This is a genomic window from Thalassorhabdus alkalitolerans (genome assembly GCF_042656525.1).
GTDB classification, from domain to species: Bacteria; Bacillota; Bacilli; order Bacillales; family Marinococcaceae; genus Thalassorhabdus; species Thalassorhabdus alkalitolerans.
Genome location: NZ_JBHSOZ010000003.1, coordinates 427,531 through 447,743 on the forward strand (window position 1 = coordinate 427,531; position 20,213 = coordinate 447,743).

At 42.9% G+C, this 20,213-nt stretch carries 18 protein-coding genes; all 18 read right to left on the reverse strand.

The window, feature by feature from the left end; translation table 11 throughout:
• Positions 1–4: 4 nt before the first annotated feature.
• Complete coding sequence (gene asd / locus ACFPU1_RS04765) at positions 5–1,054, reverse strand: aspartate-semialdehyde dehydrogenase (protein ID WP_054635340.1); 1,050 nt, start codon at positions 1,052–1,054, stop codon at positions 5–7.
• Between the two features lie 139 nt (positions 1,055–1,193).
• Complete coding sequence (locus ACFPU1_RS04770) at positions 1,194–1,790, reverse strand: dipicolinate synthase subunit B (RefSeq protein ID WP_385939137.1); 597 nt, start codon at positions 1,788–1,790, stop codon at positions 1,194–1,196.
• Positions 1,791–1,810: 20 nt separating this feature from the next.
• The gene (gene dpaA / locus ACFPU1_RS04775) at positions 1,811–2,686 is read right to left on the reverse strand and encodes a dipicolinic acid synthetase subunit A (RefSeq protein ID WP_054635338.1); all 876 of its coding nucleotides are present in this window, start codon (positions 2,684–2,686) and stop codon (positions 1,811–1,813) included.
• Positions 2,687–2,982: 296 nt separating this feature from the next.
• Positions 2,983–3,213, reverse strand: a complete 231-nt coding sequence (locus ACFPU1_RS04780; protein ID WP_100399310.1) for a YlmC/YmxH family sporulation protein — start codon at positions 3,211–3,213, stop codon at positions 2,983–2,985.
• A gap of 84 nt (positions 3,214–3,297) precedes the next feature.
• Positions 3,298–4,539, reverse strand: a complete 1,242-nt coding sequence (locus tag ACFPU1_RS04785) for a M16 family metallopeptidase (protein ID WP_385939140.1) — start codon at positions 4,537–4,539, stop codon at positions 3,298–3,300.
• 37 nt (positions 4,540–4,576) lie between these two features.
• Positions 4,577–5,542 (reverse strand): polysaccharide deacetylase family protein, encoded by a 966-nt coding sequence (locus ACFPU1_RS04790; RefSeq protein ID WP_385939142.1) that lies wholly within the window; start codon positions 5,540–5,542, stop codon positions 4,577–4,579.
• Between the two features lie 179 nt (positions 5,543–5,721).
• Positions 5,722–7,848 carry a polyribonucleotide nucleotidyltransferase gene (locus tag ACFPU1_RS04795; RefSeq protein ID WP_385940456.1) on the reverse strand — a complete coding sequence of 709 codons (2,127 nt, stop codon included), beginning with the start codon at positions 7,846–7,848 and terminating at the stop codon, positions 5,722–5,724.
• A gap of 203 nt (positions 7,849–8,051) precedes the next feature.
• The gene (gene rpsO, locus ACFPU1_RS04800) at positions 8,052–8,321 is read right to left on the reverse strand and encodes a 30S ribosomal protein S15 (RefSeq protein ID WP_054635335.1); all 270 of its coding nucleotides are present in this window, start codon (positions 8,319–8,321) and stop codon (positions 8,052–8,054) included.
• 151 nt (positions 8,322–8,472) lie between these two features.
• Positions 8,473–9,444, reverse strand: coding sequence for a bifunctional riboflavin kinase/FAD synthetase (gene ribF, locus ACFPU1_RS04805; RefSeq protein WP_385939144.1), 972 nt, complete (start codon positions 9,442–9,444; stop codon positions 8,473–8,475).
• 156 nt (positions 9,445–9,600) lie between these two features.
• A complete protein-coding gene (gene truB / locus ACFPU1_RS04810) occupies positions 9,601–10,509 on the reverse strand; it encodes a tRNA pseudouridine(55) synthase TruB (protein WP_385939146.1) in 909 nt (302 codons plus the stop codon).
• A 104-nt stretch (positions 10,510–10,613) separates the two neighbouring features.
• Complete coding sequence (rbfA, locus tag ACFPU1_RS04815) at positions 10,614–10,970, reverse strand: 30S ribosome-binding factor RbfA (RefSeq protein ID WP_054635332.1); 357 nt, start codon at positions 10,968–10,970, stop codon at positions 10,614–10,616.
• A gap of 17 nt (positions 10,971–10,987) precedes the next feature.
• The gene (locus ACFPU1_RS04820) at positions 10,988–11,266 is read right to left on the reverse strand and encodes a DUF503 domain-containing protein (RefSeq protein ID WP_054635331.1); all 279 of its coding nucleotides are present in this window, start codon (positions 11,264–11,266) and stop codon (positions 10,988–10,990) included.
• On the reverse strand, positions 11,263–13,158 hold the full coding sequence (infB, locus tag ACFPU1_RS04825; RefSeq protein WP_385939149.1) for a translation initiation factor IF-2: 1,896 nt from the start codon (positions 13,156–13,158) through the stop codon (positions 11,263–11,265). The genes ACFPU1_RS04820 and infB overlap by 4 nt, the downstream gene beginning before the upstream one ends.
• Positions 13,159–13,380: 222 nt before the next feature.
• Positions 13,381–13,683: a YlxQ family RNA-binding protein gene (locus tag ACFPU1_RS04830; RefSeq protein ID WP_385939151.1), complete on the reverse strand. Its 303-nt coding sequence runs from the start codon at positions 13,681–13,683 to the stop codon at positions 13,381–13,383.
• Positions 13,680–13,955, reverse strand: a complete 276-nt coding sequence (gene rnpM, locus ACFPU1_RS04835; protein ID WP_385939153.1) for an RNase P modulator RnpM — start codon at positions 13,953–13,955, stop codon at positions 13,680–13,682. Before rnpM ends, ACFPU1_RS04830 begins: the two co-directional genes overlap by 4 nt.
• A gap of 14 nt (positions 13,956–13,969) precedes the next feature.
• Entirely contained in the window at positions 13,970–15,160 is a 1,191-nt protein-coding gene (nusA, locus tag ACFPU1_RS04840) for a transcription termination factor NusA (protein ID WP_385939155.1), read from the reverse strand.
• A gap of 57 nt (positions 15,161–15,217) precedes the next feature.
• A complete protein-coding gene (rimP, locus tag ACFPU1_RS04845) occupies positions 15,218–15,688 on the reverse strand; it encodes a ribosome maturation factor RimP (protein WP_385939156.1) in 471 nt (156 codons plus the stop codon).
• Positions 15,689–15,865: 177 nt separating this feature from the next.
• Entirely contained in the window at positions 15,866–20,170 is a 4,305-nt protein-coding gene (locus ACFPU1_RS04850) for a PolC-type DNA polymerase III (protein ID WP_385939158.1), read from the reverse strand.
• Positions 20,171–20,213 lie beyond the last annotated feature (43 nt).

Consider the following 20,213-nt stretch of genomic DNA (forward strand, 5'->3'; position numbering starts at 1 on the left):
TTCTTTACTTCAAGAGTCCTAATTTATCAAGACTTTCGGCAATTTGAACGGAATTGTATGCTGCACCCTTTACTAGATTATCAGAAACAACCCACATATGATAACCATTGTCACGGTCAAGGTCTCTGCGGATTCGTCCAACAAATACATCAGGAAGACCTACACAGTCAATGGCAAGGGGATACTCCTGCTGGGAGGGGTCATCTTTTAAAGTGATTCCTTCTCCTTCAGCAATGGTGTTTTTAAACTCTTCTGCTGATGCTCCGCCGTTTTCCACTTCTACATAAACTGATTCAGAATGTCCTGTTTCCACAGGCAGACGGACGCATGTAGCAGCTACCTCCAGAGAGTTCATATGCATAATTTTTTTCGTTTCATTAATCATCTTCATTTCTTCAAAGGTGTACCCATTTTCTTGAAAAAGGTCAATTTGAGGAACCGCATTATAGGCAATTTGATAATGCTTTTTGTCTCCGCCTACAGGTAAAATTTCTGGTGTTACTTCTTTTCCATCTAAAATATCTCTTGATTGCTCTTTCATTTCTGTGATGGCTTCAAGTCCCGCTCCTGATACCGCCTGGTACGTGGAGACAATGACTTTTTTAAGGCCATACTTTTGACGTACTGGTTCTAAGGCTACAACCATCTGAATAGTAGAACAGTTAGGGTTTGCAATAATGCCCTTATGATTTTTTACATCTTCTTCATTTACTTCCGGCACGACAAGAGGAACATCCTCATCCATGCGGTAAGCACTTGTATTATCTACTACTACTGCTCCACGCTTCACAGCTTCAGGAGCAAGCTTTTTGGAAACTGATCCTCCTGCAGAAAACAGGGCGAGCTGAATACCCTCAAATGCTTCTGGAGTTGCCTCTTCTACAGTAACTTCTTCCCCTTTAAAGGAAAGCTTCTTTCCTGCTGAACGTTTGGATGATAACAATTTTATAGACTTAATAGGAAAATCTTTATCCTCTAACGTTTTTAACATTTGTTCACCAACTGCACCAGTTGCTCCTACAACTGCTACGTTATAACCTGCTTCATTTGCCATTATGTGTGATTCTCCCTTCTTTATGTCACCGTTTTTGCATAATTACCTTTATTCCCGTTTTGAAAATAAATCAATCGAAAAAAAAGGCTCTTTAACTAACATAAAAGATGGGAGAAAAATTATCAACTATAGTTACGGCTCAATCTCTGAACTTTTCAATTATTACTGGCTGATATTGGCGACCATGTATAGCTGCTTCAATTGTAGCCGGAATTGCTTCCATTCTGGCAACTAGTGAGTTTGGTTTCTGATCAGGAGCGTCCTGGCCAAAAGGAACAAAATAAATATTTTTTGTTGCCATCAGCTTCATAACATTTACTCCATTAAGTCCTAAAGCATCATTTGTTGAAATGGCAAGGACGACAGGCTTTGAATTCCTTAACGTTGCTTTTGCTCCCATCAATACCGGAGAATCGGTCATAGCGTTAGCAAACTTGCTGATAGAAGTCCCGGTAAGGGGAGCGATCAGCATAGCATCCAAAGGGGTTTTAGGACCAAAGGGTTCTGCCTTTACAATTGAATCAATGATATCATCCTGCCCGCTGGCTTTTAGAATTTCTTTTTTCCAGTGGTCTGAAGAACCAAATTTTGTATCTGTGGATAAAACGGTGTGACTGACAAAAGGGATAACCTCTGCCCCCATTTCGCGCAGTCTTTTCATTTCCGGCATGATTTCTTCCAACGTACAATGAGAGCCGGTTACCCCAAACCCTATACGCTTACCTTTAAGCGTCATCAGTGGGCCTCCTTTCACATTCACTGCTCTTCTAACAATCTGACAGCTACATCAGCCAAAATCCTCCCGGCTGTTTTTGGAGCGACTAAACCTGGAAGACCCGGTGCAAGCTTGGCGCGGATCCCTCTTTTCTTTGCATAGGTAAAGTCCGTACCTCCGGGTTTGGAGGCCAAGTCTACAATAATACAGCGGGGAGCCATATGAGCCAGCACATGGCCTGTTAAAACTGGAGCTGGGATTGTGTTTATACAAATATCTGCGCTTTGGACTTTTTCAGGTAATTCTTTTAGTGGGAAAGCTTTCATTTTCATTTCCTCTGCCCGAGCTCTTTCGGCAGAATTATCGGTCCCTACTTTTACATATGCTCCTAAGGCAGAAAAGGTTCTGGCTACGGTCATTCCAACCCGGCCTAACCCTAAAATTATTGTTTCAGACCCGTGTACCGTAATATCTGTATCCTGAATGACAAGAAGCAGCGTACCTTCTGCAGTCGGGATCGCATTATAGATCGCGACGTCATCCCGCTCTAATAATTTAATTAAGGAGCATTCCGCTTTCTTTGCCATCTCGTCAAGTGTTTTATTTGAAATTCCCGTATAAATCGAGCAATCTTTTGGGGTACGATTTAACCATTCCTGCGTAACGACAGCCGGTTTGCTTGAGAACGTCGTTTCTACCTCACCATTTTCCTGCATCCCGCTAACCGGGAGTAATACAGCGTGCAGATCTTCTCCTAAAATTTCTTCCATCGTTACATGCTTGGCACCAATGAACTGCCTTTGTAACTTTTCAAATCCTACTAGAAACAAGGTGGCATCACGTTGAATTAAACGATCTATCACCTCAATTTGTCTTGCATCTCCACCTATAACAGCTATTTTCTTTCCTGTCAGCATGGGGCTTCCTCTCCCTCTCCTTCAACCTTCCATGCAAATATCTTGGTTTTTCCTTTTCTCTCTACTACGGTATGAGTATGGAGAACTTTCGTGAGACGGACAAACACCTATTATTTTATGTAAAGAATGCATGGACTGTTTGCATTACTCCCATCTCTTCCCCGACTCTCAGGTTATGCAGGCTGCCTGATGAGCGTGCAGAAGAAATAGAGCTTGTCGAAGATAACCGATTAAAATGTACAGTTGCACTTGATGGGGATAATCTTTGTATGCAAAAAGAGCCATATCATGGCTCTTTACATATCAATGATTAAAAAGTCATCGCCTATCGTTTTAATGTGGTGCCAATAAACAGTCATTTCGTTTTGTTTTTTTCTAAAAGGCATCCAGCTTTGTGTCGGTAACAGAAAGGCTTCTACTTTTCCGGTTGCTTCATCCACTAACACGTCAGCAGCACCCAGGACTCCAAGCCTTTCTCCTTTTTTATAATCAATCACTTCTTTACCATGGAGCTCACTAAGGCGCATGTATGCCCCCTCCTTTTCTTTTTATGTGTATGTGTACAAGACAAAAAAATTAACCAGTTCTAGCGAACTGGTTAAAAAAGTACTTTATTTAGATAAAGATGAGGGAAACCTGCCTGTAGGACTGATTAGAGACAAGGAAAAGTCATCAGTAAACACCTCGGAGGCCACCTTTCGCACATCTTCTTCGGTAACCTTGTTTATCTGCTGGATCACCTCATCAAGGCTGCGGTGATATCCGAGCAGAAGCTCATTTTTCCCATTTCTGCTCATCCGGCTGTTTGAACTTTCCAGGCTTAGCATTAAGTTTCCTTTTAACTGCTCTTTTCCATTTGTTAATTCTTTCTTTGTTAATCCTTTTTTTCTTAAATCCTTAATACAATTCACTGTCGCATCAAACAACTCATCTAAATGGTCAGGCGCTGTCCCTCCATAAATTGTGAGCATTCCGTTATCCTGAAAAGAAGAGTGGTAGGAAAAGACAGAATAAGCCAATCCTCTTTTTTCTCTGATCTCTTGAAACAAGCGGCTGCTCATGCTTCCTCCCAGCACATTGTTAAGCAGTGCCAATGCATAAATGCTTTCATCCCCTGCTGGTACTCCCGGGTAACCTAAACAGAGGTGAGCCTGCTCAGTCTCCTTTTCTCTTGCCATCTTATTTGTTAAAAATGCAGGCTTTTCTATATTTTTATCTGCACCTTTGGGCTTCAATTCAGAAAAAATACTGGAAATCTGGTCAATCATGTCTTCTTTAATGTTCCCGGCTATGGAAATAACAACATTTTCTCCTGTGTAATAACGCTCCAGGTAGCCTTGCAGAGTTTCACGGCTGAATGCATTCAACGTATCCGCCGTACCCAAAATAGGAAGACCAAGGGGGTGGTTCCCGTAGCTTGCCTCTCCCAAAATGTCATGGACAATATCATCTGGTGTATCATCAACCATTTTAATTTCCTCAAGGACCACATTTTTTTCTTTCACCAATTCCTCTGTATCAAAGGTAGAGTGAAAGAACATATCCGACAGGACATCAAGGGCCTTTGGGGCATGCTCATCAAGTACTTTTGCGTAAAAGCAGGTATATTCCTTTGAGGTAAATGCGTTAACTTGTCCCCCGATTTGATCAAAGCTTTCTGCAATTTCCTGAGGGTTCCGCTTTTCCGTCCCTTTAAAAAACATGTGCTCAAGAAAATGGGAAATACCATTCTCTTCTTTTTCTTCATTTCTTGAACCTGTTCCTACCCATATACCGATAGAAACTGAGCGCAGCGACTCTATTTGCTCTGAGACGATACGCACACCATTATCTAACGTTATTTTATTTACCAACGTAATGCCTCCTTGAAATCTACTGCCTTACTACTGCCTATTGGACTCTTCCCTCATCTACTAAACGGGAAACGGTGCCAATTTTAAGTCCTTTTTCTTTCATTCCTGTAATCATGCTCTCTAAGCCGTCTCTTGAGGCCCCTGTCGGGTGCATCAATATCATTGCTCCAGGGTGGCTATCTTTTACGATTCTTGCTGCCATAGATGAAGGTTCAGGGCTTTTCCAATCAATGGTGTCCAGTGTCCACATGATGGTCCCCATTCCATGTTCATGGGCGATATCAACCACATCCTGGCGGTAGCTTCCTGATGGAGGAGCAAACCAGCGCGGTTTCACATCGAGAGCAGCTTGAATGGTTTCATTGGTCTTTAAAATTTCTTCATGAATTCTTTCGTTTGACATTTGCTTTAAATCAGGATGTGAATAAGCATGGTTGCCAATTTCATGGCCTTCTTCGAGAATCATTTTAGCTAACTTAGGGTTATTTTTCACCCATGAGCCATCGAGAAAAAACGTGGCTTTTACATTATGTTTTTGAAAAGTTTTCAACATGTCAGGCAGGTATTCATTTCCCCATGCTACATTGACGAGAAAGGCGACCATAGGCTTTTGGGAATTCCCTTTATATATTGGGGTTGGGGGAAGGTCGGATAAATGAACCTTTGGGCTTTCTTCTTTAAAGACAAGCAGACCCTTATCAAATTGCCCCTTTTGGTTCATTTTCTTGTAGGAAGCTTCAATATCAACAACTCTCCCGTTATATCCTGGTACCGCTTTCCACACCTTATCCACTACCGCATCAACAGCCGGTTCATTGTACTGTTCAGCAGCTTCTTGAATTTGTTCATATAACGGCTGCTGCATGGTAGTTGAAGCCATTCTAGCTTCCTGCTTTACTTCCTGTATGTACTCAGTGCTAAAGGGGTTGTAAACTGCACTGTAGCTAATCACTCCAATTATTGCAAAAACGAATAGTTGTATAAGAATAAATCGTTTTCTCATCATGATTCCCTCCTCGTCCCATTATTATGTGATACATGAAAATAATAGAACGAAGCAGAAGGGGGATCTTTTTGTCTTTACAAAATTGAAAAACAAACCATATTCTCACAGTACAAAAAGAACTTGGCTTTCGCCAAGCCAAGCATCTTTACTGTATCAGACAAGGGTCCTGATCGCCCCTAGTTTTGATTTTGCTCCTGGTTTTGTTCCTGAGATTCTTCTTGTTTCTTCTTCTCTTTCAAAAGGACTTTTCTGGAAAGATTGACACGGCCTTGATTGTCAATTTCTGTGACTTTTACTTCAATTTCATCACCGATTTTAACAATGTCCTCGACTTTGTTCACCCGCTCTTCTGCCAGCTGGGAAATGTGAACAAGACCATCCTTGCCTTTAAAAAGTTCCACAAAGGCTCCAAATTTTTCAATCCGTTTCACTTTTCCTTTATAGACTTCACCAACCTCAACTTCACGGACAATATCTTCAATGGTTTCTTTTGCTTTTAAGTTTGCTTCCTGGTCCGTAGAAGAAATATAAATGGTGCCGTCTTGTTCAATGTCGATTTTCACGCCCGTATCTTCAATGATTTGGTTAATAGTCTTTCCGCTTGGACCAATTACATCACGAATCTTTTCTGCCTTAATGTTCATTGTAAGAATTTTTGGAGCGTACTCTGAAAGCTCTGTACGATATTCTCCGATAGCCGCAAGCATGTTTTCTAAAATACGAAGACGGGCCTTTCTCGCCTGCTCTAATGCATATTCCAGGATGTCACGGTCAATTCCGGAAATTTTAATATCCATTTGCAGGGCTGTTACGCCTTTTTCCGTGCCTGCCACTTTAAAGTCCATGTCCCCTAAAGCGTCTTCCATTCCCTGAATATCGGTTAAAATGGAAACATCCTCATCTTCTTTGACAAGACCCATCGCAATCCCGGCAACCGGAGCTTTAATAGGTACACCTGCATCCATCATGGCGAGGGTGCTGGCGCAAATACTCGCCTGAGAAGTAGAACCGTTGGATTCAAGCACTTCTGAAACTAAACGAATCGTATAAGGGAACGCTTTTTCATCTGGGATAATTGGCTCAAGTGCACGTTCTCCCAATGCCCCGTGCCCGATTTCTCTTCTTCCAGGTGCACGGATTGGCCCTGTTTCTCCTACACTGAAAGAAGGAAAATTATAATGATGCATAAATCGCTTGGATTCTTCCATACCTAACCCATCAAGAATTTGAACATCTCCTAATGCCCCTAGAGTACAAACACTTAACGCCTGGGTTTGTCCTCTTGTAAACAGGCCGGAACCATGGGTTCTAGGCAAAAGCTTAACAATCGAAGAAAGGTCACGAATTTCACTGGATGAACGACCATCCGGACGGAGGTCTTCTTTTGTGATCAGGCGCCTGAATTCTTCTTTAACAAGTTTTTGAAGAATTTCTTTCACTTCTTCTCGCTCTTCTTCTTCAAATTGTTCCTTAATTTCTTCTATAACTTGATCAATAGCATCCTGACGGGCATGCTTTTCTTTCACTGTCACTGCACTCTTTAAGGTAGCTTCAGCATGGTCCCGCACTCTCGTTTCCAGGTCAGGATCAAGTTGTTTTAAAACAACGTCCATTTTTTCAGGTGCAAGCTTCTCAGCAATTTCTTCCTGAAAAGCCACAAGTCTTTTAATTTCTTCATGGCCAAACATTATGGCTTCGAGCATCGTTTCTTCAGAAACCTGCTCCGCTCCGGCTTCCACCATATTAATTGCTTCTTTTGTTCCTGCAACCGTTAGTTCAATATCACTTTGTTCCAATTGCTCTGTTGTCGGGTTAATGATAAACTCTCCATCCACACGTCCCACAACCACTCCAGCAATCGGACCTGAAAAAGGAATATCAGACAAAGACAGAGCCAGCGATGAACCAAGCATAGCTGCCATTTCTGTAGGCGAGTTTTGGTCCACACTCATTACAATGCTGATCACTTGTACTTCGTTACGGAAGCCATCAGGAAATAAAGGACGGATCGGCCGGTCAATCAGGCGGCTTGCCAGGACAGCCTTTTCACTTGGACGGCCTTCCCTTTTAATAAATCCTCCTGGGATTTTCCCGGCAGCATACAACCGCTCCTCATAATTGACGGTCAATGGAAAAAAAGGAAGGTCTTTTGGTTCTTTGGAAGCTGTTGCAGTAGAAAGAACCACAGTGTCCCCATAGCGGATAAGCACGGAACCGTTTGCCTGCTTCGCAAGCTGCCCTGTTTCCACTGTGAGCTTCCGTCCTGCCCAATCTAACGTAAAGGTCTGTTTTTCATGTTCCATTACCAATGAGTATTCCTCCTGTGTTTAAATTCATTTTTATTTTATATACTTATCTTTGCCAACTGCTTCAATACTTAAGCAAATACAGTTTATTTCATAGGAGAAGAGCACTTGAGGATTTGTAAATCCTACACTGGTTTGAAAAAATATCCAGTTGCTGAACCTAACAAAAAAGCGGGAAAATATCCCGCTTTTGTTATTGCTTATCGACGAAGACCGAGCTTTTGAATTAATTCACGGTAACGAGTAATGTCTTTGTTTCTCAAGTAAGTAAGCAGGTTACGTCGCTTACCAACCATCTTCAAAAGGCCGCGGCGTGAATGATGATCTTTCTTATGAGTACGTAAGTGCTCATTAAGGGTGTTAATCTGCTCTGTTAAGATCGCCACTTGTACTTCAGGGGATCCTGTATCGTTTTCGTGAGTTTTAAACTCTTCAACTAGTTCTTGCTTACGTTCTTGTGTCAATGCCATGAAAGGCACCTCCTTGAATTTTTTTCAACCAGTTCCTAGCAGTTCGTCGGAGAATCGATACAGCCAAGAAGTGGTCACTTTTAATACATTGATTAGAATACCTTTTTTTCGTGCAAATTGCAAGAGATCACAGTTATTTTCCTTCACTAACCTATTTTGAAGGAGCCCGGCTTTTCTCTTCTTTGAAAAAGTGTTCTGCTTCCTGTTTATCTTTTTCAATTTGTTTTACAAGGTCGTCCACGGAAGAAAACTTTTTTTCCTGACGAATTCTTTTGTGCCAGATGACCTCTACATCTTCATCATAAATATCTTTTTCAAAGGAAAAAAGGTGGACTTCTATATTGGGTTCTCCTTTTCTTTCTTTATGAAAGGTAGGCTTATAGCCAACATTGCAGACCCCGTCATACACATTTTGGCCAACCTTTAGCGACACAGCGTAAACTCCCAGCGCTGGATATACATAAGGAAAGGAAAAGGATACATTAGCTGTAGGAAAACCGATTGTCCGTCCTCTTTTTTCCCCATGCACGACTTTTCCTGTTACCTTATACCTGCGGCCAAGAAGGGTATTTGCCTCCTCAATCTCACCATCACTTAGTTTAGTGCGGATCAACGTGGAACTGATTTTCTCATCCTTTTCTTCAAGCTTTCCTACAGTCGATTGACCGAATTGACCTCTTGAATGAAAAGGAAGGGTTTCCATCGTTCCTTTTCCCATTCTTCCATAAGAATAATCAAAGCCCGCCACGATATGTACTGCATGGAGGCCGATTAAGTACTGATCCACAAACTCTTGAGGGGTCAAGGCTGCAAACGTAAGATCAAAGTTAACAATATAGAGGCGATCTACTCCCAAGCGCTTCATTTCACTTTCTTTATCTGGCATCGGGGTAATATATTTCATGTCTTCTTCATTAACCTTGGAAGATAAGACAGATTTAGGATGAGGGTGAAAAGTCATCACCGCACAATCAGCTCTCCTCTTTTCAGCCTCCGCCTTTGCAGCTTTGATCACTTTTTGATGCCCCCGATGAACGCCGTCAAAATAACCTAAGGCTATAACGGTTTCTGGAAGGTCGTTTTTTGTATATGAGTGAGGATGGTAAAGATATATGGTTTCCACAGCTATCACCTGCCAAACTAATTCCCTTATTTTCTTTCCGTTTTTTAGTTGAGGCCGCCCTCTTTTAACAAAGCGGGTCTCCGTGCCTCACTGCCTTTCTTGCAACCCTACTTTATATTCTTTCATACAGCCAAAAGAGAAGCAACTAAACTTCTATTATCCTCGCTTCCCCAGCATGGTTTCAGGCTTAACCATGCCTCGCTTTTTCGGATGATCTGTATAAATGGCAAGAATTTCTCCTTGATACGAGATTAAGAATGAAGAAGAAGAGACGGTTGAAAACCTTTCAAATACCCCGCCATTTAACACTTTCTCTGCGATTTCCCGATCAACTTCCACTTTTTCATAATCTTTCAGTCCTGTGGAAATGGGAAGAAGGTGCTCCTCCTGAGAACCATCTTTTTTTGCCTGTTCAAGCTCTTCAAAGGTTACGCACTCTTCTATCGTAAAATTACCTGAAGCAGTACGGGTAAGCGCAGACATATGGGCAGGGTAACCAAGAGCACGCCCCATATCCACAGCCAATGTGCGTACGTAGGTTCCTTTGCTGCATGTCACCGTAAAATCAAAGCTTACTGTTTTTTCTTCGGAACGGACCGACTGATGATGAAAAGACAAATCATAGATGGTTACTTCTCTTTTGGGCCGTTCAATTTCTACCCCTTCTCTTGCATACTCGTAAAGCTTTTTCCCCTTTACTTTAACGGCTGAGTACATTGGGGGGACCTGTGTGATCGTCCCGGTAAACTGCTTTATAACGGTCTCAATATCAGCTATCGCCGGGGCTTTTGAGACGCTTATCTGTTCAATGATGTTCCCAGTTGCATCTTCTGTGTCGGTTGCCGCGCCAAGGGTTACGGTTCCCTTGTATGTTTTTGGCTTTGCTGTTAAGTACTCAGATATTTTCGTGGCTCTTCCAATACAAATAGGAAGCACCCCATCGACTTCCGGGTCGAGGGTACCTGTATGTCCAACTTTTTTCGTTTGAAATATTTTTCTGATCTTCATCACACAATCATGCGAGGTCAAGCCTTTTGGTTTATATAAAGGCAAAATACCATCCATATTATAAACTCCCTGCTGCATAATTTATTTCATTTTTCAAGATACTCTTTAAATTTTTAAAGGGAAGAAAAGGATAGACAATAAATTTGCCTATCCTTTCTCCTTTACTGTTCTCGATTGTCTGTTTTCACTTCTTTTAACAGCTGTTCAATCCGATTCCCATATTCAATGGACTCATCAATCTCAAAAGAAATATCCGGAGTCTTGCGAAGCTGTATCCGCTGCCCCACTTCACTGCGGATAAACCCTTTCGCATCCTGGAGAGCTTTGACTGTTTTGGCTTTTTCTTCTTCATCACCAAGAACAGTGATAAAGACCTTTGCCTGCTGCAGATCGCCTGTAACGTCTACACCTGTCACAGTCACAAACTGAACCCGGGGATCTTTAATTTCTCTGGTGAAAATATCTGCCAGTTCTTTTTTCATTTGCTCTCCTACACGGTGAGCTCTTACATTGCCCATGATCTAGGTCCTCCTTTTTACAGCCACTCATACGTTGTGACTGTTCGTTCTAAATCATAAACTCCGTCAATCAAGGAAAGAGCCCGCTGCAGTTCTCTTTCCACGGGCTCTTTTTCAGAGCCTACGCAAACGATTGAAAGAGCTGTACGCTGCCAGACATTTTGATGGTCCACTTCAGCTACTGAAACGTTAAGCCTTTGCCTTAAACGTGTGACCAGGCTTTGTAAAACAGACCGCTTTTCTTTTAAGCTGCCCGCTTCATAGATGAAGCATTCGCAATGAACTACACCAATCATGCCTGTTTAATTTCTTCCATTACGTAGGCTTCAATGATGTCCCCTTCTTTAATGTCGTTGAAATTATTAAGGGTTACACCACACTCATACCCGTTTTGCACTTCTTTAACATCATCTTTAAAGCGTTTCAGAGCATTCAACCCACCTTCATAGATGACAACCCCGTCTCTAATCAGACGGACATCAGAATCACGGGTGATTTTCCCTTCAAGGACATAGCTTCCGGCAATAGTGCCGATTTTGGAAACATTGAACGTCTGACGCACTTCAACCTGTCCAATGACCTTTTCACGGTATTCAGGATCAAGCATCCCTTTTAGTGCTGCTTCAATTTCTTCAATGGCATCATAAATAACACGATGCAGGCGGACATCCACGTTTTCAACTTCCGCTGTACGCTTAGCATTTACATCAGGGCGGACATTAAACCCTATGACAATGGCATTTGATGCAGCTGCTAAAATAATATCTGATTCTGCAATCGCCCCGACGCCAGTATGAATGATGTTGATCTTAGCGCCTTCTACCTCAATTTTCTCAAGGGATCCTCGTAATGCTTCAGCAGAGCCTTGAACGTCTGCCTTGACGATAATATTGATCTCTTTCATTTCACCTTGCTGAATTTGATCGAATAAATCATCAAGACTGACTTTGTTCGTTTGAGAGCGTTCTTCGTCTCTCGCCCGTACGCCTCTAGCTTCCCCTATTTGCCTTGCTTTTTTCTCATCTTCAAAAATCACAAATTGATCTCCAGCTTGTGGAACATCATTTAATCCTGTAATCTCAACGGGAGTAGAAGGTCCTGCTGTTTTTACACGACGGCCTACATCATTAACCATGGCCCGAATACGGCCAAATGTGTTACCCACTACAATAGGGTCTCCCACTTTCATCGTTCCTGATTGTACGAGAAGCGTGGCAACCGGCCCTCTTCCTTTATCAAGTTCAGCTTCAACGACCGTACCCCGTCCGCGTTTATCAGGGTTCGCTTTTAACTCTTCCACTTCAGCTACAAGAAGAATCATTTCCAGGAGTTCATCTATACCTTCATTCTTAACAGCTGAAACATTTACAAAAATCGTATCTCCGCCCCATGCTTCAGGGAGAAGGTTATGTTCAGAAAGCTCCTGCATAACGCGATCAGGATTTGCATTTTCTTTATCCATTTTGTTAACTGCCACAATAATTGGAACTTCAGCTGCTTTCGCATGGTTGATTGCTTCAACCGTTTGTGGCATAACTCCATCATCTGCCGCTACCACAAGAATCGTGATATCGGTAACTTGAGCACCGCGTGCACGCATGGTTGTAAAAGCCGCGTGGCCTGGCGTATCAAGAAACGTAATTTTCTTGCCGTTTTCCTCAACCTGATAGGCACCAATATGCTGGGTGATACCTCCTGCTTCCCCTTCCGTTACCTTTGTATGGCGGATAGAGTCAAGCAGCGTCGTTTTCCCGTGGTCAACGTGCCCCATGATTGTCACGACAGGTGGCCGCTCTTGTAAATGTTCTTCTTTATCATCATCTTCTTCCACGTAATGTTCAATATCCAGCTCATCTACATAGACTTCTTCTTCTACTTCCACACCGAATTCTTCCCCAAGGAGTTCGATTGTTTCTTTGCTGAGCTGTTCATTTTTGGTTGCCATTACACCAAGAAACATTAATTTTTTAATAATTTCAGAAGAATCTTTATGAAGCTTTGCAGCTAATTCTCCTACTGTAAGAGTGCCTGGATAAGTGATTTTTTCCGGGGTAGGTACTGTTTGACGTGGCTGCTGTGGTCTTTTCCTTGCTCCTCCGCCTCGTCTTTGCTGCTTTCCTTTTCTTGCGTTAGGATTTCTGTTTCCTTGTCCTTGTCTATTCTGGGTTTTCTTATCATTATTACTCATGCTATTACCACGGCCTTCCTATTGGGATCTGATGTCCCTTTTCTTTCAAGTGATCCTTTTATAATCAAAAGGTGAATGCTTCTTTTCTTTGCCTCTTTGCAAACAAGAAAGCTTATCCTGCCCTTTTGTCTTCAAGGTCAATGATTCAGAATCTTTACAGGTGTAGAAAACACCTGCCCTCTAAAAAACTCTTAATCATATAAAGCATAACTCTTTTTATTATCAATCATCAAGAAGTGAAATCATTTTTTCTGCAAAGCCCTTATCACCAATGCCTGCGATTACTCGCTGTTCCTTCCCCATAGCCTGCCCAAGCTGATCCCGGCTCCCGGCAGTACGCCACGGGATTTGATAAAACGTGCATTTATCCTGAACTTTCTTTCTTGTGTTAGGGGAAGCATCATCTGAGACAAGAACAAGATAAACGGTCTTTTTCCTCAATTCCTTAAGGACAATTTCTTCTCCGGAGAGTACCTTTCCTGCTCTGACCGCAAGACCAAGAAATGAATAAAAAGAATTGTTCATTTCCTGCCCGCCTTTTGTCTTTCCTGTTCAAGCCTGTCATATTCTTCTGCAGACAGCTTGACTTTTAAATGCCTGGACAGCAAATCCTTTTGCTTGGCCAGCAAAAAAGATTCTTCGCTGTTAGTAAGATAAGCGCCTCTTCCGTTCATTTTCCCGCCTGGGTCAACGGAAACTTCCCCTTCTGGAGAGCGCACCACTCGGATAAGTTCTTTCTTTGCCTTCATCTCACCCGTTGCTATGCATTTTCGCAGCGGCACTTTTCTTTTTTTCACTGTCCTCTCCCCTTTTAGTCTTTTTCACTTTCGTCCCAGTCCATCTCCGGGTCATCAGGATTACCTGGCTCAAGCCAGTCTTCTTCACCTTCAACGTGGCTTTCCTCATCTGGCTCTTCCTTCGGTTCCGCACCAGGAACATTTGCTGTTTCAGGATCATAGAGCCCAAGTTCTTTCGCTTCTGTTTCATTTTTGATGTCAATTTTCCAGCCTGTTAATTTTGCTGCCAGACGTGCATTTTGTCCTCTTTTCCCGATAGCAAGTGAAAGCTGGTAATCAGGTACCACGACAAGCGTACTTTTTTCTTCTTCGTTCACCTGTACATCCAGGACTTTTGAAGGACTGAGTGCATTAGCAACGTAGTCTACCGGGTTCTCAGACCAGCGGACAATATCAATTTTTTCGCCTTTCAGTTCATCCACAATGGTCTGAACCCGCTGTCCTCTTGGACCTACACACGAGCCTACAGGATCGACATCTTTGTCTTCAGCATACACAGAAATCTTGGAGCGGTCACCAGCTTCACGAGCGACCGAGACAATTTCTACAGTGCCATCATAGATCTCCGGAACTTCAAGCTCAAAAAGACGCTTCAACAGACCCGGGTGAGTACGAGAAATCATGATTTGCGGCCCTTTTGTCGTCTTTTCAACTTTCGTAATATAAGCCTTAATTCTGTCGTTATGTTTATAATGTTCGTTGCTCATCTGCTCACTTTGAGGAAGCAGGGCCTCTACCTTTCCTAGATCAACATAAATAAACCGGTGATCCTGGCGCTGTACTATCCCGGTCATTATGTCTTCTTCACGGTCTATAAAATCAGAATAAATAATGCTTCTCTCAGCTTCACGTACACGCTGGGTCACCACTTGTTTAGCGGTCTGAGCTGCAATGCGGCCGAAGTTTTTCGGCGTAACTTCTATTTCCACGACATCATCAAGCTCATAGGCCGGGTTGATTTCCTTAGCTGCTTCAATGGAAATTTCCAGGCGCGGATCAAACACCTCTTCCACAACTTCTTTGCGTGCAAATACTCTGATGGTTCCTGTATCCCGGTTCACGTCAACCCGCACGTTTTGAGCCTGATTGAAATTCCTTTTGTATGCCGAGATCAGAGCCGCTTCAATGGCTTCCACAATGACCTCTTTTTCAATTCCTTTATCTGTTTCCAGCGTTGACAACGCATCCATAAAGTCACTATTCATGGATGTTATATCCCCCTTTCAAAGACCGTCTCTCGGCCATTCCTAGTCCCATAAGCTTTAAATAAGAACAGCCAGGCGGGCCTTTGCTACTTTATCATATGGTACCTCATACGTTTTTTTCTTTTGCTTTACTTTCACTTCGATTTGCAACAAAGAACCGTCAAAGTCAATCAATGCTCCCTCAAATGCTTTTTCACCTTCCACCGGCTCATAAGTTGTCACATAAACGTTCTTTCCAATCGCTTTGTACATATCCTTTTCTGTTTTCAATGGACGTTCTGCACCGGGAGAAGAAACCTCAAGATAGTACGCCTGCTTAATGGGATCTTCCTGATCAAGCTTTTCACTTAATTGTTCACTGACCTTTCCGCATTCTTCAATATCAACGCCATCTTCACCATCAATGAACACACGTAAAAACCAGTTTTCCCCTTCCTTCTTGAACTCCACATCGACAAGCTCAAGGTTCATTTCCTCCACAATAGGGTCAACCAAGCGAGAAGTAATTTCAGTCACTCGATCGCTCATGCCAAACCTCCTTTTATACAGTTCTTTTCATTTGTTAATATGATAAATTAGTCCTTAATGCAAACGAAAGAGTGGGTTTCCCCACTCTTTCCCCATTCGTTATCCAAAGTATCACCATAGAAAAGGTACCATATTCTGCTTAATATTGCAAGACAGGCCACCCTCTTCCCGTTTTTCTTAAAAGAGGGAAAGCTGGTTTGAGTCTGGGAGGCCTTCTAAGCAGCCATGAGCATCTAAATGCTCGATTACAGTCTTTGTTGCTCTGCTTCGCTGCTGCAAGTCCTCCTTTGAAAGGAACTCTCCATCTTCTCTGGCTCTTTCAATGCTAAGGGCAGCATTTGTTCCTACACCGTCTAACGAATTAAAAGGAGGAATTAACGTTTCCCCGTCCACGACAAACTCAGTAGCTTTTGAACGGTAAAGATCTACTTTCTGGAAAGAGAATCCCCGTTCACACATTTCCAGGGCAAGCTCCAGCACAGTCACCAGGTTCTTTTCTTTAGGTGAAGCATCAAAGCCTTTCGCTTGGATTTCCTGGATCCTTGCTTTGATCGGGCCTCCTCCCTTCACCATCGTATCAATGTCAAAATCCCCGGCTCTTACAGTAAAGTAAGAAGCATAAAAAAGGATCGGGTAATGAACTTTAAAATAGGCAATCCGTACAGCCATTAATACATAAGCCGCGGCGTGAGCTTTCGGGAACATATATTTAATCTTGAGGCAAGACTCAATGTACCAGTCAGGTACATCGTTTTTCTTCATCTCTTCGACCCAGTCATCTTGCAGGCCTTTCCCTTTCCGAACAAATTCCATGATCTTAAAAGCCAGGGAATGCTCGACTCCTTTGTAGATTAAATAAACCATAATATCATCCCGGCAGCCAATCACGTCCTTCAGCTCGCACGTTCCACTTTGAATCAGCTCCTGAGCGTTACCAAGCCACACATCTGCTCCGTGTGAAAGCCCAGAAATCTGCACCAGTTCAGAAAATGTGCTTGGGCTTGTTTCTTCAAGCATCTGACGGACAAAACGGGTTCCAAATTCGGGAATACCGTACGTACCTGTTTTGCAAAGGATCTGCTCTTCGGTCACTCCCAGGACATCAGGCCCGCTGAAAATTTTCATTACCTCAGGATCATCCACAGGAATCGTTTTAGGGTCGATTCCGCTTAAATCCTGAAGCATTCTGATAACAGTGGGGTCATCGTGGCCAAGAATATCAAGCTTTAAAAGATTGTCATGAATGGAATGGAAATCAAAATGTGTCGTCCGCCATTCCGAGGTCTTATCATCTGCCGGAAACTGAACCGGACAGAAGTCATGAATATCGTACTCTTCAGGCACAACGATGATGCCGCCTGGGTGCTGGCCTGTTGTTCGTTTAACACCTGTACATCCCGACACGAGACGGTCTATTTCTGCTCCCCTGTAATGGAGATCATGATCCCCCTGATAACCTTTTACAAAACCGTAGGCTGTCTTATCGGCAACCGTGCCGATTGTTCCTGCCCGATACACATTCTTCTCTCCAAACAGTTCTTTTGTGTAGTTATGGGCTCTCGGCTGATATGCTCCCGAGAAGTTCAAATCAATATCAGGAACCTTATCCCCTTTAAAGCCAAGGAAGGTTTCAAAGGGAATGTCATGGCCATCTTTTACATACGGTGTTCCGCATTTTTCACAGTCTTTTTCAGGAAGGTCAAAGCCTGAACCGACAGAACCGTCATTAAAGAAATATGAATGCTGGCAGGATGGACATACATAATGAGGCGGAAGCGGGTTAACCTCTGTGATTTCAGTCATGGTCGCTACAAAGGAGGAACCGACAGAACCACGTGAACCAACAAGATACCCGTCATCCAAGGATTTTTTTACAAGTTTTTGAGAAATTAAATAAATAACGGCAAAGCCATGACCGATAATACTCTTTAACTCTTTCTCCAGGCGGGCTTCTACAATCTCGGGAAGAGGATCACCATATATACTTTTGGCTCTGTTGTAACTCATTTCCCGCATTTCCTCATCAGCGCCTTCAATGTTTGGCGTGTAAAGATCATCCGGAATAGGATGTATCTCCTCGATAGAATCAGCGATAGCCTGAGTGTTTTCTATAACAATCTCTTTCGCCTTTTCATCACCTAGAAACGAAAAGCATTCAAGCATTTCCTGGGTGGTTCGAAAATGCACCTGAGGCTGGGTCTGTTTGTTTAAAGGATTTGCCCCGCCCTGGGAAGCGATAAGAATCTTTCGATAGATATGCTCTTGGGGGTCAAGGTAATGGGCATTTCCTGCGGCCACTACTTTTTTGTTGAGCTTTTTCCCTAAGTCTATAATTTTGTTAATGATTTCATAAATCGCTTCTTCATTTCTTACAAGCTCTTTTTCCACTAAGTGGTGATAATTGGCAGGCGGCTGCACTTCTAAATAATCATAAAATTTAGCAGCTTCCTCTGCTTCCTCCGGAGATTTCTGCATCATTGTTTCAAAAACCTCTCCTTTATCACATCCAGAGCCGACGAGAAGGCCCTCTCGATGCTGTTGGAGCTGAGAACGAGGAATGCGAGGAGTTCTAAAAAAGTAATTTAAATGAGACATGGAAACCAGCTTATAAAGATTTTTCAAGCCTTCCTGGTTTTGCGCGAGCAAAATACAGTGTGACGGACGAAGACGGTGGAAATCCCCTTGGCCCATGTTGTTATTTAACTGATCGTGATATTCAATATGGTTCTCCACAGCATCTTTCACCATTTTCCACAGCAGATAACCTGTTGCTTCCGCATCGTAAATTGCTCTGTGATGACTGACCAGCTCAATATCGAACTTTTTACATAATGTATTTAATCGGTGATTTTTCAGCTGCGGGTAGAGAAACCTCCCGAGCTCTAACGTATCTACTACAGGATTTGGAGCAGCGCCTAATCCAATTTTTTTAAAACCTGCATTCAGAAAGCCCATATCAAAGCTTGCATTATGGGCAACTAAGATATCATCACCGATAAAGTCATGAAAATCCTTTAACACATCGCCGACTTCTGGCGCATCTGCAACCATATCATCTGTGATCCCCGTCAAATCAATGATCGTATTTGACAATTTTTCGTGAGGGTTTGCAAACGATTCAAACCGGTCAATAATTTCCCCATCTTTAATTTTGACCGCTGCCAACTCTATGATTGTGTCATATACAACAGACAGCCCTGTCGTTTCCACGTCAAAAACGACGTATGTCTCATCCATTAGAAGTCGGCGGGCTTCATTGTATGCAATAGGGACCCCGTCATCTACTAAATTGGCCTCAAGGCCGTAGAGCACCTTAATTCCATGCTTCTGTGCTGCTCCATAGGCTTCGGGAAAAGCCTGGACAACTCCATGATCTGTTATCGCTACTGCTTTGTGTCCCCACTTTGCTGCCTGAGTCACGTAGCTGCCCGCTGTATGGATTCCGTCCATTTGGCTCATCGCCGTGTGCAGATGCAGCTCTACTCTCTTCTCATCTTCCGGGGCCTCATCCATTCTCTCATGAGGATCTATCTGGATCACATCATTTGCAATCATAACCAGATCCCTCACGAAGGTGTCGTTTTGAATGCCTCCTCTTACCTTAAGCCACATGCCTTTTTTGACTGCCTGCAGGTTTGGGACATCTTCTTTATCACGAGAAAACATCTTTACGAGAATAGAATCTGTATAATCCGTAATCTTAAAGGTTAGTAATGTTCGGCCACTTCGCAGTTCCCTGGTTTCCGATTCAAATACATAGCCTTGTACCGTAATACGACGCTCTTCATCTTTAATGGTTTCAAGGGCCACCGGATCATCCTTTATGGGATAGCCGATTTGCAGGCGTTCTTGTTTCCGTCCTTCCGCAGCCTGCTGCTCCTGCTTTTTCTTTTCCATCAAAGCTTCGATCACTTTCGTCTGGTCTTCCTGCTTTTTCTTTTCTTCGAACTGCTCTTGCTCTTCTTTGGATGAATGCACTTGAGACTGAAGCTGATATTTGTTAAACCCTAAAGAAAGCAAGGCATCATGTAAAGGGTCTTGAACCCTTCTTTCAATCATTGTTCCTTCTGCTTCATTTTTGCATGTAACAACAAGGTGATTTCCCTTCACTTCTGGCGGACTGTTTTGAAGCCTTTGACGGAGGTGAGGAGCAACTCCTTCCATCTTATCTACGATTGCCGGCCAAAATTCTTGCAGTTTTTCAGACGGCAAAGCTCCTTCTTCATATCGTATAGAAAACTGCACGGAAGCAATATGCTGAAATGCTTGCTGAATTCTCTCATGCAGCAGGAGAAAAACTGTATGGGTTAGAGGTTTATCCAATAGAAAATAGAAATGCCACCGCTTTTCATCTTTAAAAATTGACAGCTTTTCAATTTTCCCCTCTTGAAAATAGTCCTTAACAACGTCCTGAGGCATCATGATCTGTTCAAGGAGCAACTGAAAGCGTTCCTTGCGTATTTGTTGGTCTTCCCCAGTCAACCTTCTTCCCTCCTTGCTTACCTGGCCATTAGAATGGCAATGG